General features: G+C 64.4%; 27 protein-coding genes. 17 read left to right on the forward strand and 10 right to left on the reverse strand.

Annotation, left to right across the window (positions count from 1 at the left end; translation table 11 throughout):
• The first annotated feature begins 165 nt into the window (after positions 1 to 165).
• The 3 genes from IVB40_RS24750 (at position 166) to IVB40_RS35810 (ending at position 1,173) form a co-directional block, all read left to right on the forward strand.
• Entirely contained in the window at positions 166 to 351 is a 186-nt protein-coding gene (locus IVB40_RS24750; protein ID WP_027569072.1) for a hypothetical protein, read from the forward strand.
• A gap of 433 nt (positions 352 to 784) precedes the next feature.
• Positions 785 to 982: a hypothetical protein gene (locus tag IVB40_RS24760; RefSeq protein ID WP_247816599.1), complete on the forward strand. Its 198-nt coding sequence runs from the start codon at positions 785 to 787 to the stop codon at positions 980 to 982.
• 59 nt (positions 983 to 1,041) lie between these two features.
• Positions 1,042 to 1,173: a hypothetical protein gene (locus IVB40_RS35810; protein ID WP_256468202.1), complete on the forward strand. Its 132-nt coding sequence runs from the start codon at positions 1,042 to 1,044 to the stop codon at positions 1,171 to 1,173.
• Between the two features lie 5 nt (positions 1,174 to 1,178).
• Here IVB40_RS35810 and IVB40_RS24765 read toward each other — a convergent pair whose 3' ends face one another.
• Both IVB40_RS24765 and IVB40_RS24770 read right to left on the reverse strand, forming a co-directional pair.
• Positions 1,179 to 1,940, reverse strand: a complete 762-nt coding sequence (locus IVB40_RS24765) for a hypothetical protein (RefSeq protein ID WP_085395547.1) — start codon at positions 1,938 to 1,940, stop codon at positions 1,179 to 1,181.
• A gap of 14 nt (positions 1,941 to 1,954) precedes the next feature.
• A complete protein-coding gene (locus IVB40_RS24770) occupies positions 1,955 to 2,143 on the reverse strand; it encodes a hypothetical protein (RefSeq protein ID WP_027516916.1) in 189 nt (62 codons plus the stop codon).
• A 254-nt stretch (positions 2,144 to 2,397) separates the two neighbouring features.
• Here IVB40_RS24770 and IVB40_RS24775 point away from each other — a divergent pair, with 254 nt between their 5' ends.
• Positions 2,398 to 3,396: a DUF2336 domain-containing protein gene (locus IVB40_RS24775; RefSeq protein ID WP_247816600.1), complete on the forward strand. Its 999-nt coding sequence runs from the start codon at positions 2,398 to 2,400 to the stop codon at positions 3,394 to 3,396.
• On the opposite strand, the gene IVB40_RS24780 is transcribed toward IVB40_RS24775, so the two are convergent.
• The 3 genes from IVB40_RS24780 to IVB40_RS24790 are packed head-to-tail and all read right to left on the reverse strand — an operon-like array spanning position 3,393 to position 6,413.
• Complete coding sequence (locus IVB40_RS24780) at positions 3,393 to 3,737, reverse strand: DUF1491 family protein (RefSeq protein WP_027569068.1); 345 nt, start codon at positions 3,735 to 3,737, stop codon at positions 3,393 to 3,395. The genes IVB40_RS24775 and IVB40_RS24780 overlap by 4 nt on opposite strands.
• A gap of 56 nt (positions 3,738 to 3,793) precedes the next feature.
• Positions 3,794 to 4,489 carry a peptidoglycan-binding domain-containing protein gene (locus tag IVB40_RS24785; RefSeq protein ID WP_247816601.1) on the reverse strand — a complete coding sequence of 232 codons (696 nt, stop codon included), beginning with the start codon at positions 4,487 to 4,489 and terminating at the stop codon, positions 3,794 to 3,796.
• Complete coding sequence (locus IVB40_RS24790; RefSeq protein ID WP_247816602.1) at positions 4,482 to 6,413, reverse strand: PAS domain-containing sensor histidine kinase; 1,932 nt, start codon at positions 6,411 to 6,413, stop codon at positions 4,482 to 4,484. Before IVB40_RS24790 ends, IVB40_RS24785 begins: the two co-directional genes overlap by 8 nt.
• A gap of 384 nt (positions 6,414 to 6,797) precedes the next feature.
• On the opposite strand from IVB40_RS24790, the gene IVB40_RS24795 reads away from it, so the two are divergent.
• Together IVB40_RS24795 and IVB40_RS24800 are read left to right on the forward strand one after the other, a co-directional pair.
• Positions 6,798 to 7,223: a DUF5330 domain-containing protein gene (locus IVB40_RS24795; RefSeq protein ID WP_247359872.1), complete on the forward strand. Its 426-nt coding sequence runs from the start codon at positions 6,798 to 6,800 to the stop codon at positions 7,221 to 7,223.
• 68 nt (positions 7,224 to 7,291) lie between these two features.
• The gene (locus tag IVB40_RS24800) at positions 7,292 to 7,723 is read left to right on the forward strand and encodes a SufE family protein (RefSeq protein WP_247816603.1); all 432 of its coding nucleotides are present in this window, start codon (positions 7,292 to 7,294) and stop codon (positions 7,721 to 7,723) included.
• A gap of 5 nt (positions 7,724 to 7,728) precedes the next feature.
• Here the strand turns inward: IVB40_RS24800 and IVB40_RS24805 are convergent, their stop codons facing one another.
• Together IVB40_RS24805 and IVB40_RS24810 are read right to left on the reverse strand one after the other, a co-directional pair.
• Positions 7,729 to 8,145, reverse strand: a complete 417-nt coding sequence (locus IVB40_RS24805) for a MucR family transcriptional regulator (protein ID WP_027569063.1) — start codon at positions 8,143 to 8,145, stop codon at positions 7,729 to 7,731.
• 174 nt (positions 8,146 to 8,319) lie between these two features.
• Positions 8,320 to 9,192 (reverse strand): DUF308 domain-containing protein, encoded by an 873-nt coding sequence (locus IVB40_RS24810; RefSeq protein ID WP_247359874.1) that lies wholly within the window; start codon positions 9,190 to 9,192, stop codon positions 8,320 to 8,322.
• Positions 9,193 to 9,505: 313 nt separating this feature from the next.
• Here IVB40_RS24810 and IVB40_RS24815 point away from each other — a divergent pair, with 313 nt between their 5' ends.
• Positions 9,506 to 11,155, forward strand: a complete 1,650-nt coding sequence (locus tag IVB40_RS24815) for a glycosyltransferase family 39 protein (protein WP_247816604.1) — start codon at positions 9,506 to 9,508, stop codon at positions 11,153 to 11,155.
• Positions 11,156 to 11,335: 180 nt separating this feature from the next.
• Entirely contained in the window at positions 11,336 to 12,115 is a 780-nt protein-coding gene (locus IVB40_RS24820) for a class II aldolase/adducin family protein (RefSeq protein ID WP_007593534.1), read from the forward strand.
• Positions 12,116 to 12,312: 197 nt separating this feature from the next.
• Here IVB40_RS24820 and IVB40_RS24825 read toward each other — a convergent pair whose 3' ends face one another.
• The 3 genes from IVB40_RS24825 to IVB40_RS24835 all read right to left on the reverse strand — a co-directional run bounded on the left by IVB40_RS24825 (position 12,313) and on the right by IVB40_RS24835 (position 16,850).
• Positions 12,313 to 13,707, reverse strand: coding sequence for a M20/M25/M40 family metallo-hydrolase (locus IVB40_RS24825; RefSeq protein WP_247816605.1), 1,395 nt, complete (start codon positions 13,705 to 13,707; stop codon positions 12,313 to 12,315).
• A gap of 52 nt (positions 13,708 to 13,759) precedes the next feature.
• The gene (locus tag IVB40_RS24830) at positions 13,760 to 15,088 is read right to left on the reverse strand and encodes a glycosyltransferase family 87 protein (protein ID WP_247816606.1); all 1,329 of its coding nucleotides are present in this window, start codon (positions 15,086 to 15,088) and stop codon (positions 13,760 to 13,762) included.
• Between the two features lie 133 nt (positions 15,089 to 15,221).
• Complete coding sequence (locus IVB40_RS24835) at positions 15,222 to 16,850, reverse strand: helicase HerA-like domain-containing protein (RefSeq protein WP_247816607.1); 1,629 nt, start codon at positions 16,848 to 16,850, stop codon at positions 15,222 to 15,224.
• Between the two features lie 346 nt (positions 16,851 to 17,196).
• Here IVB40_RS24835 and IVB40_RS24840 point away from each other — a divergent pair, with 346 nt between their 5' ends.
• The 9 genes from IVB40_RS24840 to IVB40_RS24880 all read left to right on the forward strand — a co-directional run bounded on the left by IVB40_RS24840 (position 17,197) and on the right by IVB40_RS24880 (position 25,382).
• Positions 17,197 to 17,562: a DUF2267 domain-containing protein gene (locus IVB40_RS24840; RefSeq protein WP_247816608.1), complete on the forward strand. Its 366-nt coding sequence runs from the start codon at positions 17,197 to 17,199 to the stop codon at positions 17,560 to 17,562.
• A gap of 26 nt (positions 17,563 to 17,588) precedes the next feature.
• Positions 17,589 to 17,996: a DUF4332 domain-containing protein gene (locus tag IVB40_RS24845; RefSeq protein WP_007608193.1), complete on the forward strand. Its 408-nt coding sequence runs from the start codon at positions 17,589 to 17,591 to the stop codon at positions 17,994 to 17,996.
• Between the two features lie 233 nt (positions 17,997 to 18,229).
• Positions 18,230 to 19,090, forward strand: coding sequence for a dihydropteroate synthase (folP, locus tag IVB40_RS24850; RefSeq protein ID WP_247816609.1), 861 nt, complete (start codon positions 18,230 to 18,232; stop codon positions 19,088 to 19,090).
• Complete coding sequence (gene folB, locus IVB40_RS24855) at positions 19,087 to 19,455, forward strand: dihydroneopterin aldolase (RefSeq protein WP_027516901.1); 369 nt, start codon at positions 19,087 to 19,089, stop codon at positions 19,453 to 19,455. Before folP ends, folB begins: the two co-directional genes overlap by 4 nt.
• A gap of 1 nt (position 19,456) precedes the next feature.
• Complete coding sequence (gene folK, locus IVB40_RS24860; RefSeq protein ID WP_027569055.1) at positions 19,457 to 19,948, forward strand: 2-amino-4-hydroxy-6-hydroxymethyldihydropteridine diphosphokinase; 492 nt, start codon at positions 19,457 to 19,459, stop codon at positions 19,946 to 19,948.
• Positions 19,949 to 20,030: 82 nt separating this feature from the next.
• A complete protein-coding gene (locus IVB40_RS24865) occupies positions 20,031 to 21,917 on the forward strand; it encodes a methylmalonyl-CoA mutase subunit beta (RefSeq protein ID WP_247816610.1) in 1,887 nt (628 codons plus the stop codon).
• Positions 21,914 to 22,378 carry a GFA family protein gene (locus tag IVB40_RS24870; RefSeq protein WP_247816611.1) on the forward strand — a complete coding sequence of 155 codons (465 nt, stop codon included), beginning with the start codon at positions 21,914 to 21,916 and terminating at the stop codon, positions 22,376 to 22,378. The genes IVB40_RS24865 and IVB40_RS24870 overlap by 4 nt, the downstream gene beginning before the upstream one ends.
• Before the next feature lie 23 nt (positions 22,379 to 22,401).
• Positions 22,402 to 24,558, forward strand: a complete 2,157-nt coding sequence (scpA, locus tag IVB40_RS24875; RefSeq protein ID WP_247816612.1) for a methylmalonyl-CoA mutase — start codon at positions 22,402 to 22,404, stop codon at positions 24,556 to 24,558.
• 53 nt (positions 24,559 to 24,611) lie between these two features.
• Complete coding sequence (locus IVB40_RS24880; protein WP_247819589.1) at positions 24,612 to 25,382, forward strand: RsiV family protein; 771 nt, start codon at positions 24,612 to 24,614, stop codon at positions 25,380 to 25,382.
• The last annotated feature ends 93 nt before the right edge of the window (positions 25,383 to 25,475 follow it).

A 25,475-nucleotide genomic window follows, 5' to 3' on the forward strand; every position in this document is an offset into this window, starting at 1 on the left:
TCGTCGTCATTTGCCTGCGCCGCCGGCTTGCGCCGCGCTACGCATGCCGGGCGAAATCTCCAGACACAAAAAATTCGTCGACGACGGTTGCGTTTCATTGGTTCCGATGATGCGGCGATGCGGGATGACTGATTTTCTCATCGTCACGACATCAGGAGATCAACGATGCGGACGGCAACTGGCGGGCGCTGCCTCGATACGGACGACCATCGGCCCGAACCAAAGCGATGGCGTCTCGCGTCTTACGTCTTTCTGATCGCGCTGATGTTGCTGGCCATGTTCGAGCAGAAGCAAGCCAGCGACGTCTCAATTCTTGCCACCGGCCCACTGCCGGCAATCAACATTCCTTGAGTGAGGCCGCGTTGGCGCACCCTTTGCTTCGATTTGGTTTTTATCTGCATTGGACATTTCATGACTCAAACCGCGAGCGATCAAGCGTTTTTGCTCATGCTGATTTCAGCCTGCCTGGGCGCGTGTTTCGTTTGGGCGTTCTGGGAAATCGAGGAAGCCCGCCGGCGCCGGCAACGGTACGACGAGTTCACGCGCGAAGCGCAACGGCCAGTCAGGCCCGGCCATTAGCCCACGTTCCGGATCATCATGCGAGCCCTCGCAACCGCCACCATTGCGAGCGCTTTTGCTCGCGCATTCCCCGCGTCTTCGTTGCGGGCACATGTTCTCAAGCAGCTCACTTTGTGCTGCGGAGCCGTCCTCTTCGTATGGCTGCTGTCGCTGACCCACGGGTTGGATCTCAGCGCCGGGTTCTTCTGACCGATCGGATTCGACCATGAGCATCATGTCAGTTTGGTCCGGAGCGGCCTCTCAGGTTCCCAACCGCCACGTCGGACCGGCTTCACGAGGCATCTTCGCCTTCATCATGTCGGCGCTGCACGCCTCGCGACGGCACCAGGCAGGTCGCGTCCTGCGCCATTACGAGCACTTGCTCACCAACGAACTCAAACATAATGCCGGAGAACGAGAATGATCGTTGCGAACAGGACAGCTGAGGCAGGATTGACGGTGCGGTCTCCGCAGCGCAGTGAAATGCGTTGGCTCCTGGCGGTCGCAGCCGCATTCCTCGTCGTTCACATCGTCGCCGTGATGATCTGGGGACGCGCGGCGGCGAGCGAGGCCGCGGCTCCAATGCAGCCGACCATATCGCCCTTGTGCGACTAACTGGGTTAGCCCTTCGAGACGACCGCGCGGCCGTAGGGCGGCTGGGCCGCGACCGGCGGGTTGGCGGTCTGGGCGGCGAGTTCGCCGATCAGGCGGTCGGCATCGGCGGCCATGCCGTCGGGCGCCTGGATCACCAGCCGCTCCAGCCCCCAGCGATAGGACGAGACGCGCTGCTCGAGGCACTGCTGCACCCACTGGATGATCAGCGAATTCTCCTGCATGCGCTCGACCGCGTCCTCCTTCTCCTTCGGCGAGAGGGAGGAGACACGCGCCATGCTGGCATTGCGCTTCTTGTCGAGGTCGATGACGCGGATCGCGGAGGCGAAGAACGGCTCGAAGCGGGTGATGTCGTTGCGCACGTCCTCCATCAGCTGCGTGTAGCGCGAAGAATGCGAACGGTGCGGCTCGTCGATCAGTGTGCGACCATACATGGTGCGGTCGAACACGATCTTTTGCCGCCAGGGCGAGGGCAGCGCCTTGTAGTCGCCGAACACACTTTTCCAGGCGGGCCGCGACAGCGGCGGCTCGATCAGCGGATAGGCGAGGTCGCGAAGCTGGCGCTCCTCGTCGGTGAGCTGGAACTGGGATGGCTTGAGGCCGACGCTGGAGGTGACTTCCGCGCCCAGCCAGCGATGCATGTCGTCGCTGCGCATGTCGGCGCGGGTCCGGCCGAAATCGCCACCACTACAGGCGGCAAGCGTCGCGCCCAGCACTGCGAGCATGATGGCCGTTACGACCGGCCGGATCTGGCGGAGGTTCTCCGGCATTTCAAGGCCGAAGGCTAGCGGCGACGACGACGGCGCCCCGGCGCTGTGCCCTGCTCCGGCCCGTGATCGCCGCTGGTTTCGTCGCTCTCGCGCTCGATGCGGATCACGGGAAGGATCAAAATCGTGCCCATGTCCGCGCGCGGAGCCACGTCCCCCGACGCGCTCACCCGGCGACCGGCCGGAAATTCGATGATGGTCCCCATATCAGCTCTCTTCAATTGCCGCGCGACCCGGCGCGCCTCTGCAACATGCATTCATTAAGATCAGTTCATGGTTAACGGGGTGTAAACGTGCCGGCGGGACCGTAACCGCACGGGCGGGACCCGGCCGTCCCGTTGCGGCACGAGAACGCTTCAAATTGCCCGCTCGGCTTCACGCCTCGTTTTCCTTAACGAGCCTTTAAAGGAGCCCGCGATAGGCTGGCGGCGAGTATCTCTTCCAGGTCGCGTATCTCTCCATGACCAAGTCGTTGTTTCCAGGATTCGACGGGCTGATGACCCTCTCCCGTCGCGAAGGCGTCGATGTTCGTCCGACGCTGCTGCGCGTGCTGACCGACCTCTATGTACAGTCGAGCACCCATAGCGACGACGAGCAGCGCCAGTTCGTCGAGCTCGCCACACGACTGATCGACCAGGTCGACGACGCGACGCGCGCGGCCGTCAAGGCGCGGCTTGCGATCTATCCGTCGACGCCCACGCCGATTATGCAGAAGCTCGGACTGTCGGCCGCGCAGGAGGGCCGCAGGGTTCCGCTCGCGCGCGAAATCCCGGCGCCCGTCCTTGCCCCCGCTCCTGCTCCCGCTCCTGTCCCCTTGCCGGTTCGCACGCCTAGCGACGCCGAGCTGCGCATGGCCTCGAACATGGCGATGCAGCCAAAGGACGCGGCCGATATCCACGACATGTTCTTCCGCGCTGGCGCTACCGAGCGCGCGCTGATCCTGCACAATCTGGCGCAGACGCCGCTGAAGGCCGCGCCGCGGATTCCGACCGTCCGCGCCAAGCGCGCGATCCAGATCCTCGAGATGGCGGCGATCGCGGGCGATGTCGAGAATTTCACCTTCGAGCTCGGCGACAGCCTGATCCTGCCCTCGCGCGTCGCAGCCCAGATCGTCGACGATGCAAGCGGCGAAGCGCTCGCGGTCGCCGCGCGCGCACTCGACATGCCAAGCCCGGTGTTCCAGCGCATCCTGCTGTTCTTCAAGCCGGAGATCGGCAACTCCGTGACCGACGTGTACCGGCTGTCGCGGCTTTACGATCGCCTCAGCGACCGCGCGGCGCTGGTGATGCTGGCCGCCTGGCGCGGCTCGACGCTTGCCGTCACTCGTGCCAAGTACCAACCGTCGCTGCACGACAGCGAGCGCCAGCGCGCACGCGCGGGCGCAAGCCAGACGCGTCCGGGCGTGCAGCCCGGCTCCGCGCCTGCGGTGCGGACGGGGACTGACGGATCGGATCGTTAGGTCTTCGCCAGCTCGAGGAAATGCCGCCCGGCGCGGTCTTCGGTCTCGACGATCCAGATGTCGGAGTCGAAGCGGATCTCCTTGGTCAGACGCTCCTCCACCGCGGACTCCGGCATCGGCTGCGGCGCAAGCGGCACGAAGAAGCGATCGACCGGCCGACCGTCGTCATAAGAGGTCTGCGGCGCCGGCACATAGAGCATCGCATTGCCGTCAAGCAGCGAGACCTTCACGAACACCGCACCCGCCTCCTCGGCGCCGCGACGACGCACCGCGCCGTACACGCCCTCGGTCTGGCACCGGCGCAGATAGGCTGAGACCCAGATGTTTGATTTCAAACGCATGGAGGCCACGATAGGACAGCGCTGCAATCAGCACCAGCCTTCGCACAACATCACGACTATTCGACGGGGTGGCCGATCGCGGCGCCGAGCTCGCGGAGCAGGCGGTCGGACAGCTGGCCGGTGACCTGCATCTTGTGCTCGCGCTCGAATTTCTGGATCGCGGACTGGGTCTCGGCGCCCATCGCGCCCGTGATCTTCAAATTCCCGTAGCCGTATTCGGAGAGCGCGCGCTGCACGCCGGCGATGCGCCGCGCGGCCGGGCCCTGCTGCACGGGGATTGGCGCCGGCGGACGTGAGACGGAGGGCGGCGCCGAAATCGTTTGCTTGACCAGATTGGTCATGGGATCGCCCGAGCGCGGCGTCGATGCAGTCGCCTCGACGGGCCTCTCCGGCGGCTTGTCTGCAGGTTTGGGCTCGGCACGAAACTCCGTCGCTCTCGGCTCGAGCGGAGAGGTATCGGCGCCGACGGGACGCGGACGGGGCAAGGGGTTCGACAGCGCCATGGACGACGGTGCGGGAAGATTGATCACGGTACCGAACATCGGCGCCGGGTGCCGGCCGGTCTGCAGGAACAGCGCATTGGCAACGATCGCGCCGATGGCGGCAACGGCGACGAGACCGGCCAGCGTATCCTTGGGGCTATGCAGCAGCACGCGCAGCACAAGATTGCGCTCGGTCTCGACATCGATGTCCGCGGCCTTGGCGCCACGGCGGCGCGGAGCGGCTTCGTCCTTGGCAGACTTCTTAGGCACTTTTCTTCACCAGAGCGGGTTGGTCCTGAACTTGGTCGTGAGGATGGTCGTGAAGTTCGTGGTCCTGAAGTTCCTGGCGCAGCACCGGCGTCAAGGTCGCGATCTTGCTCTCGCTCGCCTTGCTGTCGGACATCTTGCCATCAGAAGTCTTCATATCAGACGTCTTGGCCTGCGGCGTGTAGACCAGCGGCAGCTTGACGGTGACGGCAGTGCCCTCGCCCAGCCTGCTTTGTACCGTCAATTCGCCGAGATGCAACGCCACCAGGCTCTTCACGATCGAAAGTCCGAGGCCGGTGCCTTCGTGACGGCGCTGATAGGTCTTGCCGGCCTGGAAGAACGGCGCGCCGATGCGCTTGAGATCGTCAGGCGCGATGCCTATACCGGTGTCGCTGACGCGCAGCGCAAGCTGCGAACCCGAGACCGCGGCTGTGACGGTGACCTGACCGCCGCGCTCGGTGAACTTGACGGCGTTGGCGACGAGATTGAGCACGATCTGCTTGAAGGCGCGTGGATCGCCGGTCATGACAGGCAGGTCCTGCGGCGCATCGGTGACGAGATCGACGCCGTTCTCCCGCGCCTTCAGCGCCAGCAGATTGCAGCAATGCATCAATGATGCACGCGGCGCGAACGGTTCCGACGCCATCTCGAAATTGCCCGACTCCATCTTGGACATGTCCAGGATGCCGTTGACGACCGAGAGCAGATGCTGGCCGGAATCGTTGATGAGCTGGGCGTATTCCCTCCGCTGGGCCGCGCCCAGCATCAAGGTCTGCTCCTGCGTGATCATCTCGGAGAAACCGATGATGGCGTTGAGCGGCGTGCGCAGCTCATGGCTCATGGTGGCGAGGAAGCGCGTCTTGGCGGCGTCGGCCGCCTCTGCAGCGCGGCGTGCCTCGTCGAACGCCTGCTCTCCGAGCTTGCGGTCGGTGACATCGCGCATCACGGCGACGACATCGGCCTCGCGCGTGGCATCACGGCCCATATCCTGATCGAGCGGGCGGCACCGCATCTCGACCCAGATGAAGTCAACCTGGCCGCGTTCCGAGCCGGCACGTTCCCGGCGCAACCGGAACTCGACGCTGCGCACGTCGCCGCGCGCAGCATCGGACAGCGCCGTCAGATACGCCGGCCGATCGGCGACATGGACCCGATCGAACAGGCCGTGGCCGAGCAGTTGCGCGACGGGCACGCCGAGCATGGCTTCCACTGCCGGTGAAATGAACTGCACCGCGCCGTTGCGCTGATGCCGCGAGATGACGTCGCTCATATTCCGCGCCAGGAGGCGGTAACGCTCCTCCTCCCGCGACAGCAGCGCCACGCTGGTGCGCGCGAGCGATTCCGCGCCGAAAGCCAGGCCCGCGGCATAGAGCGTCGCCGAGGCGACGCCGAACGCCATCAGCACGCCGCGTTCCGCGGCGCTAGTGCCGCCAATCGGCAGCCAGCCGAGCTGGCTGACGAGGATCAGGATGCCGGCGCAGGACAGTGCCAGCAGCGATGCAAAGGCCGCGACGCGGCGCGAGGCCGACAGCGCAGCTTCGAGGGGAACCACGACCAGCCAGATCGCGGCGAAGGATTCGATGCCGCCAGTCGTCACCGCCACCGCCATGATCAGGCCCGACAGCGCCAGCGACGACAGCACATGCGCGCCTTCGTAACGGCCGGTGCGCGACAGGAACCAGGACAACAGGATCGGCGCAATCAGCCAGGCGAAGGCCGCGACCTCGATCGCGCTCGGCGCGCCGCGCATGGCGAGATAGACCGGGAATGCGGCAAAAGCGGCCAGGCTGCCGAGCAGCCGCGGGGCCATGAAGGCACGATGGCGCGCTCGCGTCAGCGCGTCGTAACGCGCGGAGGGATGCAGCAGCGCATCGAGACAATCGCGGATGATACTCAAAACTGTCACGGGTCTCGCGCTTCGGCTCATTCGTCGGGAAGACGCGCCGGAACGCCTCCTTATCGTTGAGCCACCGTGTCAGAGCGACCTTAAACGAACACTAAGGCAGCGCGGCGCGCCGCCGGACACCGCGTCATCGCAGGGCTTTTTAGACGATTTGACGACGTCATCGGCGAGGATGGTGAACACAGGGTTTCCCCGTGATCCGCATGGTTTCGAAATGGTGGACGGGCGTGGCGGCAGAGTTCACGGCACGGACGTCAATCGAAAATTTACGACACCGTCGATTGCAAAGATTCTTGAGTCAATTTTCCGCGAATTAAGCGGAAGGCAATCACTTGCGATTTATCGAGAGTTGCTAGGTCCGACATCCGCGGAGATCGCCGCGACGGGGTCTAACATACAGGTCGCAAGATGCGCTTTCTGCTTCGCATCACATTCTGGCTCGGGCTGGTGCTGGTGCTCCTGCCGCGGGACAAGACGCCCGAATCGGACAAGCTGCCGCAGATCGGCGCTGCCGACGCGGTGCAGGCTGCGACCGCGGCCGTCTCCGACATGACTCAGTTCTGCAAGCGCCAGCCGGCGGCCTGCGAGGTCGGCGGACAGGCCGCCACCATCATCGGTCAGCGCGCGCAGGACGGCGCAAAGAAGATCTACCAGATCATCAACGACAAGAAAGAGCAGCTCGAGAAGCCCGACAAGAAGGCGCCCGACCACACCGGTTCGATCGCGCTGGCCGGCGAAGGCGATACCGCAACCAGCGAAGCGCCGCGCGACACCCTGTCCCAGGACGACCTCGCGCTGGAATGGCGCGGCCCTGCGCCCGCACCGGCGAATTAGCGCCCAAACCCTATCGATTTCGGCGCTTTGCGTCCCTATATTGGCCTGAACGGGAACTTTGGGCCAGCATGACGACGATCGACGAAATCAGGGATAATTTCGAGATTCTGGACGAGTGGGACGACCGCTATCGGTACGTCATCGAGCTCGGCCGCACCCTGGAACCGATGTCCGAGGCTGAGCATTCGGCCGAGAACAAGGTCAATGGCTGTGTCAGCCAGGTCTGGCTTCAGAAGCTGATCGATCATCGCGATGGCGGCCAGCCGGTCCTGACATATCGCGGCGACAGTGACGCCCACATCGTGCGCGGGCTGGTCGCGATCGTGCTGTCGCTTTACTCCGGCCACACGCCTCAGGAGATTCTTGCAACCGATGCCATTGCCGTATTCGACGAGTTCGGCTTTCGCGATCATCTGACGCCGCAGCGTTCCAACGGCCTGCGCTCGATGGTCGAGCGCATCAAGACCGACGCGAAAGAGGCGCTCGCGGAAGCGTCGTAGAAAATCTACTTCCGCTTCCGCTGCTGCTGTCCCAGTCCCATCTGCTTCGCAAGCTGCGAGCGGGCCACCGCATAGTTTGGCGCGACCATGGGATAGTCGGCCGGCAGGCCCCATTTCTCGCGATATTGCTCCGGCGTCATGTTGTATTGGGTGCGCAGATGGCGCTTCAGCGACTTGAAGCGCTTGCCGTCTTCCAGGCAGACCAGATAATCGGGTGCGATCGACTTCTTCAGCGAGACCGCCGGCTTCGCGGGCTCAAGCGGCACCGTCTCGGTGCGGCCCGACGAAACGCGCACCAGCGCGCCATGCACCTGGCTGATCAGGTTCGGAATCTCAGCCGCAGGCGTCGGATTGTTGCTGAGATAGGCCGACACGATGCCTGCCGTCAGCTCAATGAAATTCTTAGCCCCGGCATCCGACATCGCCCCGCCTTTCTCCACCTTGCGTCTCACGGGAGAGACGACGTCAGAGTATTCCGTGTCAACAATACGTTTGGCTGAAATGGGACGACTGAGGAGTATGGGCTGATTTACTGACGCACCAACAAGAACGCCAGCGCTTTACTTGGCTGCGCCAGAGTTGCCTACGCCCGCTCTTCAAGCGCCCCGCTGGTCAAGGTGGGAGCGCAGTTCGTCGATCGAGGCAAAGCGCATCATCCCCTCCGGCATCTGGGCTTCGATCGAGCCATCGGAGTAGAGCGAATAGGCCATGCCGTCGACGATGCCGGATTTGAGCACGGTCACGGGCGCCTGCTCGGCCGCGGCCGTCGGCTCCGGTGCAGGTGACGGAGCAGCCTCCGCGAAGGTCGACGGCGAGCGTGGTGGCGGGCGCCGCGAGGCGGCCGGCGGCTCTGCAGGCCTCATGCGATCCGGCTTCGGCCAGGCGTCGTCAAAGCTCGCAGGCGGCGCCTCCGGGGCGGCAGGCTCCCCCGACGGCTCGGCATGCGGCAGCGGCGGCACGCCCTCGCCGGTCTTCGCCTCCGCGCGCTCGCGCTCCTTGCGGGAGGTCGAGGCGAACAGCAAATTGCGCCGGCGCGGCGGCTCCGGAACCTCAGGCGGGCTCGGAGCTTCCGGCGGTGGCGGAGGTTCGACGCGCGGTCGCTCGCGCGCGGCTGCTTCGTTCTGCCAGGGCGGCGGGCCTGCGGCCGGCAATGGCGGCGCCGGCTCCATCTTCTCCGCGCCCGGCTCAGGCGAGGGGGCAGGCGTTCCAGGCATCCCGAGACCCGGCAGTACGGGCCGGACCCGAACGTCGGATGGTGCGATTGATCCAGCGAGCCGGCGGGCCATGCCCTTCAATTCCGCGACCACGACGTAGAGGCCGGCCAGTAACATTCCGGAGCAGACGCCGATGGTGCCGGAGATTATGAGGGTACTGCCGAGACTGAATTCCCTGACGGTGAAGCCGAACAGGATCGCAAGGAGGCCCGCCAAAACGGCGAAAATCCCCGCGATCAACAATACCAACGCCATCGAACTCACCCCCGGCCGCGCAGCCACACGCGACACTCGTCACGCCACGATACCGTCATCCGGTGTTCCACGCCAACGTCGAATTATAGCCTGCGTTCCTAAAGGAAAGGAAATCAGGGACTTATTCACATTCCCTTCAGCTACGGCTCGCTACTTCTAAGCTGCTCTCGAGCTGGTCGGATTTGCTGCGTTGCATCAGGAATTTAGCCATAATGCCCAATTACTTGGTAATGGAACTGCGCTATAGGGATTCCGGGGAGCAGGCCCGCGCGCACCAGCAGGGCCAAGAGGGGATTCCGGGTCACCAATAGCCATGACATCCATCACGACTTCGGCGATCGACACGCCTCTGCGGCGCTCGGTTGAACGGACTTGCGACGATCTCGCCATGCTGGTGCTGGCTGCGGTCGCCGTCATTGCCGGTTTGACCTTCCGCGACTACGGGCTCGGCTGGGACGACTACACCCACGCCGAATATGCTGACCTGCTGCTGCGCATGTTCGGTTCCGGTTTCAAGGACACCGCGGCACTCTCCTTCGCCAACCTTTACATGTATGGCGGCGGCTTCGACATGGTCGCGGCCCTCCTGCACAAGGTGATTCCGCTCGAGCTGTTCGAGACGCGCCGTCTGGTCGGCGCCGTCGTCGGCGTGATCGGACTTGCGGTGACGTGGCGGCTCGGCCGCCGTATCGGCGGCCCCCTTGCGGGACTTGCCTCGCTCCTGCTGCTCGCGCTCTGCCCGATCTTCTACGGCCACATGTTCATGAACCCGAAGGATGCGCCCTTCGCGGTGGCCATGATCATCCTGATGCTGGGTCTCGTCCGCCTCGCCGAGGAATATCCGCAGCCTTCGCCGCGCACGATCCTGATCGTCGGCCTTGGTGCCGGCCTCTCGCTCGGCACCCGCATCCTCGGCGGCCTTGCGCTGGTCTATGCCGTGATCGGCTTCATGCCGCTGTTCCTGGAGGAACTGCGTAGCGAGGGCCTGCGCGAGTCGGTCCGCCGCTTCGCTTATGTCGTCTACGTGCTGCTGCCCGGCCTCGTGCTCGGCTACCTCGTGATGGGGCTGATCTGGCCGTGGTCGATCATGGAGCCCGGCAATCCCTTCGAGGCGCTGACCTACTTCTCGCACTTCTTCGAGAAACCCTGGAAGGAGATGTTCGACGGCGCGATCGTATCCGTGCCCGACATGCCCTGGTCCTATCTGCCGACGCTGTTCGCGCTTCAGTTGCCCGAGGTGATGCTGGTGCTGATGTTCGGCGCCGTGATCGGCACCTTCGCACTGCTGCCGCGTCGCGAGGTTCCCGCCCGCCGCAAGACCATCATGCTGATGCTCACGCTCGCCGCGACGCTGCCGCTGGCGATCGCGATGGTGAAGCGGCCGGCGCTCTACAACGGCATCCGCCATTTCGTCTTCGTGATCCCGCCGATGGCGGTGCTGGGCGGCGTTGCCTTTGGCTGGGCCATGGAGCGGCTGCGCGCCAATCACCGCACCTGGCAGCCGGTCGTGCTCGCCACCTTCTGCTTTGGCTTGGCGCTTTCGCTCGCCGAGATGATCCGGCTGCATCCCTATCAATACACCCACTTCAACCACATCGCCGGCACCGTGCGCGGCGCCGACGACCGCTTCATGCTGGATTATTGGGGGCTGGCGCTGAAGCAGGCCTCGGACGAATTGCGCGAGCAGCTGGTCGAACGCCAGGAAGTGCCGCCGCGCAACCGCAAATGGAAGGTCGCCGTGTGCGGTCCGCAGCGCCCCGCCCAGGTCGCGCTCGGCCCCGATTTCACCATCGGCTGGGATTCCAATGCCGCCGACTTCGCCATGACGCTCGGTGAATTCTACTGCAAGGGCCTCACCGCGCCCGTGCTGGTCGAGATCAAGCGCGACGACGTGGTGTTCGCCCGCGTCTACGACATCCGCGGCAGCAGCATTTCCAGCCTGCTCTCGATCCCGGCACCGTAATAAATTTCTCCGGATCGTAGCCCGGGTGAGCGCATCGACATCCGGGGCCTATCAGACAGCCCCGCATGTCGCTTCGCTCATGCGGACTACGCTGGACTGCCGCGCTTTGTGTGCCTTGCTGGCAGCTCGCGGCAGGACTACGCTCCCTCCCCGCAACAACGATGTTCGGAGAGATCAACCATGTCGCCAGCGGAAGCGCGCCTGAAGGAAGTGCCGTCGAACATGACGGAGGCCGAGTGGCAGCAACGGGTCAATCTCGCCGCCTGCTATCGCCTCGTCTCGCTCTACGGCTGGGACGATTTGGTCGACACCCACATCTCCGCGCGCGTGCCCGGCCCCGACCATCATTTCCTCATCAATCCCTACGGGCTGATGTTCGACGAGATCACGGCGTCGAGCCTGGTCAAGGTCGATCTGCACGGCAACCAGCTCTCCGAGAGCGAGTACAGCATCAACCCCGCCGGCTTCACCATCCATTCGGCGATCCACGAGGTGCGCGAGGACGCCATCTGCGTGCTGCATCTCCACACCCTCGACGGCACCGCGGTCTCGAGCAGCGCCGAAGGGCTGCTGCCGCTGAACCAGACCGCCCAGCTCGTCACCCACGACCTCGCCTATCACGACTACGAAGGCATCGCGCTCGACCACGACGAGCGGCCGCGGCTGCAGAAGGACCTCGGCGACCACAACCACATGCTGCTGCGCAACCACGGCACGATGACGGTCGGCCGGTCGGTGGCCTCGGCCTTCGAGCGCATGTATCACCTTGAGCGGGCCTGCTCGATGCAGGTACGTACGCGCGCGCTGGGCACGCCGGTCTATCCGGTCGACGATGTCGCGATCGACAAGAACACCGAGCTGCTCGCCAACCGCGACCGCGCCGAGTTGCGCGCCACCAACCTCGTGTGGCCGCCACTGCTGCGCAAGCTGGACCGCGAGCTTCCGGGCTACCGCTCTTGAGATTTTCGGGATTTGGTGTAGGGTAGGTCTCAACACCCTCTACACATTTTCGGAATGAAACGCCGCCCAATTCCGGGCGGCGTTTTTATTTGGCCCCGTCATTGCGAGGAGCGAAGCGACGAAGCAATCCAGGCTGTCTCCGCGGAGAGATTCTGGATTGCTTCGCTACGCTCGCAATGACGAGGACAGAGCGCCCGCTACTTCACCTCCGCCAGCGCCGCGAGGATGCGCGCCCAGGAACGGATGCCTTTCTGGAAGCTGCGGAGGTCGTATTTCTCGTTCGGCGAGTGGATATTGTCGTCGTCGAGGCCGAAACCAACAAGCAGCGAATCCAGCCCCAGCGTGCGCTTGAAGTCCGCGACGATCGGGATCGAGGCGCCCGAGCCCATCAGCACGGTCTCCTTGCCCCATTCCTCGGTCAGCGCGGTCTTGGCCGCGGCGAGCGGCTTCATGTTCCAGTCGAGCGCAATCGCGGGCCCGGCAGAGTGGTCGCCGAACTCGACCTTGCAGTCCCCCGGAATGCGCGCCGTCACGTACTCGCGGAAAGCCTTGCGGATCTTCGCGGGATCCTGGCCTTCGACCAGCCGGAACGAGACCTTGGCCGACGCGTGCGACGGGATCACCGTCTTCGAGCCCTCACCGATATAACCGCCCCAGATGCCGTTGACGTCACAGGTCGGACGCGTGGAAGCCTGCTCGACCAGGAGCCTGCCCTTCTCGCCGGCCGGTATCGATAGCCCAACGGGCTTGAGGAACGTGTCCGGCGTGAAATCGAGCTTCTTCCACTGCGCGAGAACGTCCGGCGGCGTGTCCTTCACCCCGTCATAGAAACCCGGAATGGTGATACGGTTGTCATCATCGAACAGCCCGCCGAGAATTTTGGTCAGCACCCGGATCGGGTTCATCGCGCTGCCGCCGAACACGCCGGAATGCAGGTCGCGATTGGCGGCGGTGATCTTGAGCTCCTCATAGAGCAGACCGCGCAGCGAGGTCGTGATCGCGGGCGTGTTGCGGTCCCACATGCCGGTGTCGCAGACCAGCACGTAGTCAGCCTTAAACTCGTCCTTGTTGGCTTCGATGAAGGGCACGAAGTTCTTCGAGCCGACTTCTTCCTCGCCTTCGATCAGGAAAGTGACGTCGATCGGCAGCGATCCCGTCACCTTCTTCCAGGCGCGGCAGGCCTCGACGAAAGTCATGACCTGACCCTTGTCGTCCTCGGCGCCGCGCGCCACGATGATCTTGCGGCCGTCGGCATGGTCGGTCACAACAGGCTCAAATGGCGGACGGTGCCAGAGCTCGATCGGATCGACCGGCTGCACATCATAGTGGCCGTAGAACAGCACATGCGGCCGGCCGCCCGCGACGCTCTTGCCGACGACCGCGGGGTGGCCGGCGGTTGGCCTCACTTCAGTCGCAACGCCGAGGCTCGCGATGTCCCTGGCAAGATGCTCGGCCGCCGCCTTGCAATCGGCCGCGAAGGCCGGATCGGCGGAGATCGACTTGATCCGCAACAGCGAGAACAGGCGCTCCAGGCTGTTGTCGAACTCCTTGTCGATGTGGTCGAGCACGGATTGAAGCTGCGCATTTGCCATTGTCGTATTCCCTGCGTTCGAATCCCAAGACGTCGGGGCTCAAGCTGTCTTCTCAAGAACTATCGGCTTTTAGCGCTGCCGCGGCGTTGGGGCCAGCCGCAACCGGCGGATGCCGGATGTGCCATGCGAGACTAGCTGCGAGGACCGCTGTGGCGACGAGGTTATTGCCCCAGGCCTGAAAGACATTGGGAAACCACGGCAGTGCCAGCAGCATGAGCATGCCGGCGGCGCCAAGGGAAAGCCAGGTTCCCAGGCGCACGTTCGCCCGCTCGTCGAAGGCGGCACGATGCATCAGCACCGTCATCGGGAAGAACAGCCACATGAAGTAGTATTGCCGCGCCAGGGGCGATGCCACCGTCATCAGGCAGAACAGGATGCCGAGCTCCTCGGCGTCCGACCGCGCCGTACGCTGCCCCTGCCGTGGCATGACCGCGACGAAGGCGAGTCCGAGCAACGCCGACAGCGCCAGCACGATCCAGTTCGCCGTCCTGTAATCGACGTCGATGACATTCATCGTGCGCGGCGGCTTGTTGGCATCTTCCTGATTGTAGTTGATCGGCCGGACCAGCCGGTGCGTGACGGCAATGAGGGACTGGTTCACCCACGACCAGTTCTGCTCGTCGCGCTGGCCAAATCCCTTTTCGGAGCTCGACCCGACCATGCCCTGATACCAGGACTTGACCTCGGCGGCGTTGCGCTCGAAGCCGCGTATGGGGGCCGGCACGATATAGAGAAGCATGCCGGTGAAGGCGACCGTAGCGACGGCGGCTCCCCAGTTTCGACGCCAGACCAGATAGGGCAGCACCGCAATGGGAAACACTTTGATGGCGGTGGCGAGCGCGAACATGAAGCCTGCAAGCCAGGAGCGCTGATGCTGCAAGCTCCAGAAGCCGTAGAGCATCATCGCCAGCAGGACGAGGTTCGGCTGGCCGAGATCGAACATGTCGAACACAAAAGTCACGGTGACGAGAGCGGGCAGCGCCTCCAGCCAGGGGCCGGGCCTGTGGCCCGAACCAGTCATGGCGTTGGAAAACATTCCCGTGTACCACCACGCCACAATATTAAGGATCGACAGCACGGTGTAGAGCGCGACCTTGCCGAACCAACTCGGGATCGCCAGCAGGATTGCCGGCAGCGGTGGGTAGATGAACTCGAAGTACTCATGGATGTCGCCGGGATAGAGCGGCCCACCCTGCAAGACCTGCCGCCCAGCCCAGTACCACAGCCCGTAATCCTTGGTCTTGCCGTGCCCGAAGATCTCGGGACCGAGGACGTCGGCGGCCAGGATGAAGCAGCAGAGCAGGAAGAGCAGGTCGAGCGGCGCACGCAACGACAGGTTTCGGAATGCGCCGGGTCGGACGAAAGATTCAGGTGAGGTCACGATGTGGTCCAGTCAGGAGCCATAGCACCTAGCAGACCAACGGACGCTTGGAGAGTCCTGATCACCCGAATTTGTACCCGCCGCGCACAAGCGGCGGGTCTGCGGATGAATTGCCTCAAACGAGGCTTTCTGCCTACCTGCGCAGCAAGCCGCCGAGCGCGCCGCGGACCAGCGTGCGGCCGATCGAGCCACCAAGCTGGCCGGCGACCGACTTGCCGATATTGGCGGCCATCCCCCCGATCACCTGATTGGTGACCGATCGGGTCATGTCGCGCGCGATGACCTGCCCCGTCGAGAGGCGGCCGCGCTTGACGTTGGTACCGAAGATGGTGCCGACGATCGAGCCGATCTGGCCGAGGATGCCGCCGCCTCCATTTCCGCCAGCCGCGCCTGGATCGGCAGTCGCAGCCGTGCCGGCAATGCGCTTCTGAATCATCTCGTAGGCGGACTCCGCATCGACGGCGGTGTCGTATTTGCCCTTCACCGGGCTTGCATCCATGATCTCCTTGCGCTCTTCCGGCGTGATCGGTCCGATCCGGGCCGATGGCGGCCGGATCATCACTCGCTCGACCATCGCCGGCGTGCCGTTGCCTTCGAGAAAGGACACCAGCGCCTCGCCCTTGCCGAGCTCCATGATCACCTTGGCAGTGTCGAGCTTCGGGTTGGGCCGGAAGGTCTGGGCCGCGGCGGCGACCGCCTTCTGGTCGCGTGGGGTGAAGGCGCGGAGCGCGTGCTGCACCCGGTTGCCCAATTGTCCGAGCACGCGGTCGGGCACGTCGACCGGGTTTTGCGTGACGAAATAAACGCCGACGCCTTTGGAGCGGATCAGGCGCACCACCTGCTCGATCTTGTCCATCAGCGCCTTGGGCGCGTCGTTGAACAGCAGATGCGCCTCGTCGAAGAAGAAGACCAGCTTCGGCTTGGGCAGGTCACCGGCCTCGGGCAGCTCTTCGAACAGCTCCGACAGCATCCACAGCAGGAATGTCGCGTAAAGCCGTGGGCTCTGCAGCAGCTTGTCGGCGACGAGGATGTTGACCATGCCGCGGCCGTCGCGGTCGGTCTTCATGAAGTCTTTCAGCGTCAGCGCCGGCTCGCCGAAGAATTTGGTGGCGCCCTGGTTCTCCAGCACCAGAAGCTGGCGCTGGATGGTGCCGACCGTGGCCTTGGTGACGTTGCCAAAACCTTGCGCCGCTTTCTTGATCTCGGCAAGCGGACTCTCCTCGGCATCCGCCCCCTTCTTGCCGGCATCGGGGACGATGGCATCGAGCAGCGCGCGCAGATCCTTCATGTCGATCAGCGTCAGCCCGTTGTCGTCGGCGACACGGAAGGCGACATTGAGCACGCCTTCCTGCACGTCGTTCAGGTCGAGCATACGTGCGAGCAGCAGCGGGCCCATTTCCGTGACGGTCGCCCGCACCGGGTGGCCCTGCTCGCCGAACACGTCCCAGAACACCGTCGAGAACTGGTCGGGCTGGAACGTCAGTCCCATCTCGGTGGCGCGCTTGACGATGAAATCTTTGGCTTCGCCGACTTCGGAGATGCCTGAGAGGTCGCCCTTGATGTCGGCCGCGAACACTGGAACACCAGCGCGCGCAAATCCTTCTGCCATCACTTGCAGCGAGACTGTCTTGCCGGTTCCGGTTGCACCCGTGACGAGGCCGTGGCGATTGGCGAACGCCAGCGTCAGCCATGCCTGCTCGCTTCCTTTACCGACGAAGATCTTGTCGTCGGTATCACCGAGCTTGCTGTCCTGTGCGGTCATTATGCCCTGATCTCTCTGCCTTGTTTCGCATATCGAAACTCGAATGCACCAGTTCCGTAGTTTAACGCATATCGCGCGCTGATTGAAACCATTCAACGCGCTCCGGGCATGCGACATCGTCGGAAACATGCGAGTGACATCCGCCGAAAGTAGGAACGACGCATTCGCATCGCGGCATTTTTCTGCCGATTTCATCTCCGCCCTTGCATCGCTGCAACACTTCTCGCGCGTTCGAGAATGAATCGGAACGTTGACGGCGTTCATCGCTTGTATTTCACATCACACCGGCTCAAGATCATTTTCGAAAGCAATACTCCGGCATGTGAACCGGCTGAGGGGCGGCCATATGGACGAGCTGATCGGGCGGCTGGCGACAAACGCCAGCATAGATGGTGCTGTCGCTGAAAAGACCGCCGGCATTATCCTGGGCTTCCTCCGCAACGAGGGTCCTTCCGACAGCGTCCAGGTCCTGATCGACCAGATTCCAGGTGCAGAAGCGGCAATCGAGGCGTCCCGCAGCGGCGCAGGACTGTCGCGGCTGATGGGCGGCGGCCTGATGGCGGTCGGCACGCGCCTGATGGGCCTGGGACTTGGCATGTCCGAGATTCAGAACATCGCCCGTGAACTTTTTCGCTTCGGCCGAGACAAAATCGGAGCGGATCAGATGGGCAAGATCATCGCGGGGACCCCGGGCCTCAGCCAGTTCGCCTGACGCCTGCGCATTTCACATCGAGTATCATGACATATCCGATCTCCGAGATTGAGGGCCTGTCGGCCTTTGCCGCCAACAAGTTGAAGGCGCAGGGTATCCGCACCACCGATGCGTTGCTCGAGGCGGCTTCGACCGTGAAGGGCCGCAAGGCGCTCTCCGCCAAGACCGGCATCAGCGAGCAGTTGCTGCTGGAATGGGCCAACGTCTCCGACTACATGCGCATCCCCGGCATGGGCCGGGCCAAGGTCGGCCTGGTCCGGGCCGCCGGCGTCACCACCGTGCGCGAGCTCGCCTACCGAAATCCGGCAAGGCTGGCCCAGAGCATGCGGGATGCCAACGAGAAGAAAAAGCTCCTCCGCATCCTGCCCTCGGAAAAGTCGGTCGGCGACATCATCGCCAAGGCGAAAAAGCTGCCGCCGAAGATTTCATATTGATCCGGGGACAAGGCTGGGCAGATAGAGCACCGCTCCTTCCCGGCCGTCATTACGAGCGCAGCGAAGCAATCCAGAGTCCCTCCGCAGCGGCAGCCTGGATTGCTTCGCTACGCTCGTAATGACGGAGCGTGGCAAGAGCATCGCGCCCTCACCGGCCCCGGAGTGCATTGGGCGACTGGATCGCCCCCAATCCCGCCTTGAATCCCCCCTCCCCGACCGCTAAAGCGGGCCGCATGAATGCCTCGCCCTCTCCATCCGTCCCGGCGGCCGGTTCAGTCGGGCCTGACGTGCTGCGGACGCTGCTGGAGCGGCCGATCCCGGCGGTCATGGGCGTGCTCAACGTCACTCCGGATTCATTCTCCGACGGCGGCGAATTCATCGCGCCCGAGCAGGCGCTCGCGCGGGCACGGGCGATGATCGAGGTCGGGGTCGACATCATCGATATCGGTGCCGAGTCCACCCGGCCCTACAAGGGCGCTCGGCCGGTCACGGCGCAAGACGAGCTGGCGCGGCTGCGGCCGGTGCTATCGGAGATCGTGGCGCTCGGTGTGCCCGTCTCGATCGACAGCATGAAGGCGGAAGTGGTGGCCTTCGCGCTCGATCAGGGCGCGGCGATCGCCAACGACGTCTGGGGCCTGCAGCGCGATGCCGCCATGGCGCCGCTGATTGGCGCGAGAAGCGCCCCCGTCATCGTCATGCACAACCGCGACAGCGTCGATCCCGCCATCGATATCGTCGTGGACATGAAAGCGTTTTTCCTGCGTTCGCTGGAGATCGCGGCAAAAGCCGGCATCGCCCGCGACAAGATCGTGCTCGATCCCGGCATCGGCTTCGGCAAGACAGCCGAACAGAGCATGATTGCGCTGGCGCGACTTCGCGAGCTCGACATGTTTGGCCTGCCGATCCTCGTTGGTGCCTCGCGAAAACGCTTCATCGCCTCGGTGTCGCCGTCGGGGCCGACAGAGCGGCTCGCCGGCTCGATCGCCGCGCATCTGATCGCCGCGCAGCGCGGCGCGAAAATCATCCGGACACACGACGTCGCCGAGACCTTGCAGGCCCTGCGAGTGGCGCACGCAATCGAGAGCAAGCCATGACCGATACGATCTTCGTGAGCGGCCTGTCGATCCATGCCCGCCACGGCGTGATGGAGCACGAGACCGAGGTCGGCCAGCGTTTTGTCATCGACCTCGAGCTCTATACCGACCTGTCGGAGCCGTCGCGCAGCGACCGGCTCGCCGACACCGTGTCTTACGCCGACGTCGTGGCGACGACCACCGCGGCCTTCAAGAACACCAATTACAAGCTGCTGGAGCGCGCGGCCGGCGCGGTCGCCGATGCCATCCTGTCGCACTTCCCGCGTATCCGCGCCGTGAAGATCACCGTGCACAAGCCGCATGCGCCGATCGCCGCGATCTTCGACGACGTCGGAATCATGCTGACGCGTTCGCGGCACCCCTGACATGGCAAGCGTTCTGATCGCGCTCGGCGGCAATGTCGGCGATGTCCGCGCGACGTTCCAGAAGGCGATCGCCCATATCTGCGGCATGGCGCAGGCTGCGTTGATCGCGCGCTCGTCGGACTATACGACCCCGCCCTGGGGCGACGAGGACCAGGCTCCCTTCATCAACGCCTGCATCGAGATCGAGACCGATCTCGATCCGCATGCGCTGCTGTTCGTGATGCAGAAGGTCGAGCAGAAATTCGGCCGCTCGCGCGATAAGGAGCGGCGCTGGGGCCCGCGCACGCTCGATCTCGACATGATCGCCTATGACGATGTGTCGATGCAGAAGCCCGATCTGACCCTGCCGCATCCGCGCCTGTTCGAGCGCGCCTTTGTGCTGGTGCCGCTGGCCGAGATCGCGCCCGACCGCGTGATCGCAGGCATTCGTGTCCGTGACGGTCTCGCCAGCGTCTCGACACAAGGCATTGAGCGGCTTCCGGATACCGGTTAACCAAAAACAACCGTTTGCAGGGACGGCCGGCCGTGGCAATTTCGCCTGCGAACAACAAGATTTTTCGGGAGCCCTTCGCCGCATGACCTCCGCGACTGACGACCTGCCGCTGGCGGCGGATTTTCCCAAGGCGACCGTCGACGACTGGCGCAAGCTGGTCGATGGCGTGCTGAAGGGCGCGCCGTTCGAGAAGCTGGTCGGCAAGACCTATGACGGAATCAGGATCGATCCGCTCTATCCGCGCGCCAAAGGCGTTGCGCCCGTGGTGGGTCGGCCGGCGGCAGCACCTTGGCAGATCATGCAGCGGATCGACCATCCCGATGCAAGTGCAGCGAATGCACAGGCACTGACCGATCTCGAAAATGGCGCGACAGGGCTTGCGCTGGTGTTCGCCGGCGGCAATGCCGCTCACGGTTTCGGGCTGGAACCGACCGCAGACGCAATCGCGAAGATCTTGAAGGACGTCCATCTCGACGCCGGCATCGGGCTGGAGCTCGAGATCGGTCCGCAATCGCGGATGGCGGCGGTCCACGTCGCGGAATATGTGAAGAGCAACGGCATCGATCCCGCGGCCTGCGACATCCGCTTCGGGCTCGACCCGCTTGCGGCCGGCGCGGTGTGGGGCCACAGCCCCTATACCTGGGACGAGATCGTTCCGGCCGTCACCGGCGGCATCAAGGGCCTCGCCGCGCTCGGCTTCAAGGGACCGTTCGCATCAGCCGACGGACGCGTCGTCCACGATGCCGGTGGCTCGGAGGTGCAGGAGCTCGCCTTCGTGCTCGCCTGCGGCATCGCCTATTTGCGCGCGATCGAGGGCGCGGGCGTTCCGCTGGAGCAGGCGCAGGGCATGGTCTATGCGCGGCTTGCCGCGGATGCAGATCAGTTCCTCACCATGGCAAAATTCCGCGCCTTGCGGCTGCTGTGGGCGCGTATCGAGACGGCGTGCGGGCTCGCGCCAAAACCGCTGTTCATCGCCGCCGATACCGCCTGGCGCATGCTGACGCAACGCGATCCCTATGTGAACATGCTGCGCGCGACCATGGCGACGTTTGCGGCCGGCCTTGCCGGCGCCAACGCGATCACCGTGCTGCCGCATACGCTCGCGCTCGGCCTGCCCGATCCGTTCGCGCGGCGCGTGGCGCGCAATACGCAGCTCGTGCTGCTGGAAGAGAGCAATCTCGCCAAGGTCAGCGATCCCGCGGCAGGCGCAGGCGGCATCGAGACTCTGACGGGCCAGCTCTGCGACGCCGCCTGGGCGCTATTCCAGGAGAGCGAGAAAGCCGGCGGCGCCTTCGCTGCGCTTCAGCAGGGCCTGTTCCAGAGCAAGGTCGCGGCCGCGCGAAAAGCCCGCGACGCCAACATCGCAAAACGCCGCGACGTGCTGACCGGCGCCAGTGAGTTTCCGAACCTGCACGAGAACGAGACGATGGTGCTGAAGGCGACGCCGATCGCGCTGGCGCCTTATGGCGAGCAAAAATACAAGTTCGACCCGCTGCCGCCGATCCGGCTTGCGGAACCGTTCGAGGCGCTGCGCGACAAATCCGATGCGGCCTTGAAGGCACACGGCGCGCGGCCGAAAGTGTTCTTGGCCAATCTCGGCACGCCCGCCGATTTCACGGCGCGCGCGACCTTTGCCAAGAGCTTGTTCGAGACCGGCGGCATCCAGGCCGTCGACAGCCAGGCCGTCGACAGCCAGGGCTTCGCCGATTCGGCCCAGTTAGCTGCCGCCTTCAAGGCCTCCGGTGCCGGGCTCGCCTGCCTTTGTTCCAGCGACAAGGTCTATGCGGAACACGCCGAAGCCGCGGCGCAGGCCCTGCAAACCGCCGGCGCCCGACTTATCTATCTGGCTGGCTGCCCGACCGATGACGAGGCGGCGCTACGTGCAGCCGGCGTCACCGGTTTCGTCTTCGCCGGCGGCGACGCGCTTGCGACATTGCAAGACGCCTATCGACGAATGGAGCAGGCATGACCGAAGCCAGCAAACCAGTTCTCACCGGCGGCTGCCAATGCGGGGCAGTGCGCTTTGGAGTCATGACGGCGCCGAACAGGGTTTCGATCTGCCACTGCCGGATGTGCCAGAAAGCCAGCGGCGCGCCGTTCGCCTCTTTTGCCGACATCAACAAGACGGACTTTGCATGGACCAAGGGGAAGCCGTCGTTCTTCCGCTCCTCCTCCATCGCCGAGCGCGGCTTTTGCGCCGCCTGCGGCACGCCGCTAAGCTTTGGCCGCATCGACGGCGACCGGATCGAGATCATGACCGGCGCGTTCGACCGCGCCGATCACGTGGTGCCGACGCGGCAGTTCGGTTCCGAGTCCCGTCTCGGCTGGGTGGTCGGGATCGCCAATCTACCAAGCCAGACCACGCAGCAGAATTACGGGCCGGAGAAGATGGCAACCATCGTCAGCCATCAGCATCCCGACCATGATTGAGCGCCCATGATATGGTTGAAACCATGAGCCGCATTCCTGATTTCGCAGACATCGCCTTCGAGCGCACCACAAGCGCCGCGCCATCAGGCAGCGCCGAGCCGTGGCTGACGCCCGAGGGCATTCTGGTGAAGCCCGCTTATAGCGAGGCCGACCTGTCCGGGCTCGACTTCCTCGAGACTTATCCGGGCATCGCGCCTTATCTGCGCGGCCCCTACCCGACCATGTATGTCAACCAGCCCTGGACCGTCAGGCAATATGCCGGCTTCTCCACGGCGGAGGACTCCAACGCGTTCTACCGCCGTAATCTCGCGGCCGGACAGAAGGGCCTCTCGGTCGCGTTCGATCTCGCCACCCATCGCGGCTATGACAGCGACCATCCGCGCGTCGGCGGCGACGTCGGCATGGCCGGCGTCGCCATCGATTCCATCTACGACATGCGCACGCTGTTTGCGGGGATTCCCCTCGACCAGATGAGCGTGTCCATGACCATGAACGGCGCGGTGCTGCCGATCCTCGCGCTCTACGTTGCGGCCGCCGAGGAACAGGGTGTGCCGCCGGAGAAGCTCTCAGGGACCATTCAGAACGACATTCTGAAAGAGTTCATGGTGCGCAACACCTATATCTATCCGCCTGCGCCCTCGATGCGGATCATCTCGGACATTTTTGCGTATACCTCGCAAAAAATGCCGAAATACAATTCGATCTCGATCTCCGGCTATCACATGCAGGAGGCCGGGGCGACGCAGGACCTCGAACTCGCCTATACGCTGGCCGACGGAGTCGAATATCTTCGCGCCGGCCTTGCGGCGGGCCTCGATGTCGACCGCTTCGCGCCGCGCCTGTCGTTCTTCTGGGCGACCGGCATGAACTTCTTCATGGAAGTGGCCAAGATGCGCGCCGCGCGGCTGCTCTGGGCGAAGCTGCTGAAGCCGTTCAACCCCAGGGATCCGCGCTCGCTGTCACTGCGCACGCATTGCCAGACATCCGGCTGGTCGCTGACCGCGCAGGACGTCTTCAACAACGTGATGCGCACGACGGTGGAAGCGATGGCGGCGACGCAGGGTCATACCCAGTCGCTGCACACCAACGCGCTCGACGAGGCGCTCGCTTTGCCGACCGACTTTTCGGCGCGCATTGCCCGCAACACCCAGCTCTTCCTGCAGCAGGAGAGCGGCACCACCCGCATCATCGATCCCTGGGGCGGCTCGTATTATGTCGAGCGTCTCACGCGCGACCTCGCCGCCAAGGCCTGGGGCCACATCCAGGAGGTCGAGGAACTCGGCGGCATGGCCAAGGCGATCGAGGCCGGCCTACCGAAGCTGCGCATCGAGGAAGCCTCGGCCAAGACCCAGGCCCGCATCGATGCCGGCAAGCAGGCGGTGATCGGGGTCAACAAATACAAGCCGACGGACGAAGCTCCGATCGATATCCTCAAGGTCGACAATACCAATGTCCGCCGGCTCCAGATCGACAAGCTGACGCGGCTGAAGTCCGAACGCAACCAGAAGGACGTCGAGGCCGCGCTCGCCGCGCTGACGCGCTCGGCCGGCGAAGGCAACGGCAATCTGTTGGCGCTCGCCATCGACGCCGCGCGCGCGAAGGCAACCGTCGGCGAGATCTCGGACGCGATGGAGAAGGTGTTCGGCCGGCACCGCGCCGAGATCAAATCCATCACCGGCGTCTACAAGCGGGAGGCGTCCAGCATGGGTAACCGGGTCGAGAAGGTTCAGGCGCTGATCGATGCCTTCGAGGAGGCGGAAGGCCGCCGCCCGCGCATCCTGGTCGCAAAAATCGGCCAGGACGGCCACGACCGCGGCCAGAAGGTGATCGCGTCGGCCTTCGCCGATATCGGCTTCGACGTCGACATCGGGCCGCTGTTCGCGACTGCCGACGAAGCCGCGCGCCAGGCGGTCGAGAACGACGTCCACATTCTCGGCGTCTCCTCGCTCGCGGCCGCCCATCTCACTGCCGTGCCCGAACTGAAAGCCGCGCTGAAGAAGCAGGGCCGCGACGACATCATGATCATCGTCGGCGGCGTGGTGCCGCCACAGGATTACGACGCGCTCTACGCGGCCGGCGCGGAAGCGATCTTCCCACCGGGCACGGTGATTGCGGACGCGGCCGAAGAGCTGATCCGCAAGCTGAACGCCCGCCTCGGGCATAGCGAGGCGGCGGAGTAGGTCGCCATCGCTCTTTGAAAGGACAGTGCGTGATATTTTCCGCGCCAGCCTTCATGCGCGCGCTAATCGTGGTCGCAGCCTGCAGCGCGTTGTTGGCTACCGCCCATGCCGCTGACCCCAAGCCCGACGCGGTCATCAAGACCAAGAGCATCGAGGCCCGCGTCTTCCTCGACGACAAGGTCAAGGCTGCCCCGACGCTGGCGGCGGATTGCCTAGCCGAAGGCAGGAAGTGGCTCGACAAGAACGCGGCGGAAGCCGCCGCCTCGCGCAAAGAGGATCCGCAGTTCTTCAAGCAAGGCGGCTGGGACTTTGAGCGCAAATATGCGGTCCGCTCCGTCGTCGCCGACCGCTATGTCAGCATTCTCCGCAACGACTACATGGACACCCACGGCGCCCATCCCAATTCCGACGTGAACACGGTCCTGTGGGACAGGGCGGAGAACAAGCGCATCTCCATCCGCCCGTTCTTCACCGAGACCGCCGACAACGGCCCGGCCATGAAGGCGATGGTGCAGGCGGTGATCGCCTCACTGAAAACCGAGAAGAAGAAGCGCGGCGCCGGCGAGACCGCGACCGACGAGTGGTTTAAGGAGCTCGCACCGAGCCTGCTCAAGATCGGCGCGGTGACGCTCGCGCCCTCAACCGACGCGGGCAAGAGTTCAGGGCTCACCTTCCACTATCCGCCCTACGCAGTCGGCCCCTGCGCCGAGGGCGAATATGTCGCATTCGTGCCGTGGGAAACGCTGAAGCCCTATCTCACCGCGGAAGGCACCCGCATCTTCGGCGGCGCGCGGCCGAAGAGCGACGCGGACGAGCCGCAGTGATCGTGTTGAGCTACAAGTTGCTCGCAGAGCGTTGGTAGCGCTACCTTGCAGGGGCGCTGCAAAGCCGACTAGAATGTCGCCATTGACAAGAGC

Source organism: Bradyrhizobium sp. 40, assembly GCF_023100925.1.
GTDB lineage: Bacteria > Pseudomonadota > Alphaproteobacteria > Rhizobiales > Xanthobacteraceae > Bradyrhizobium.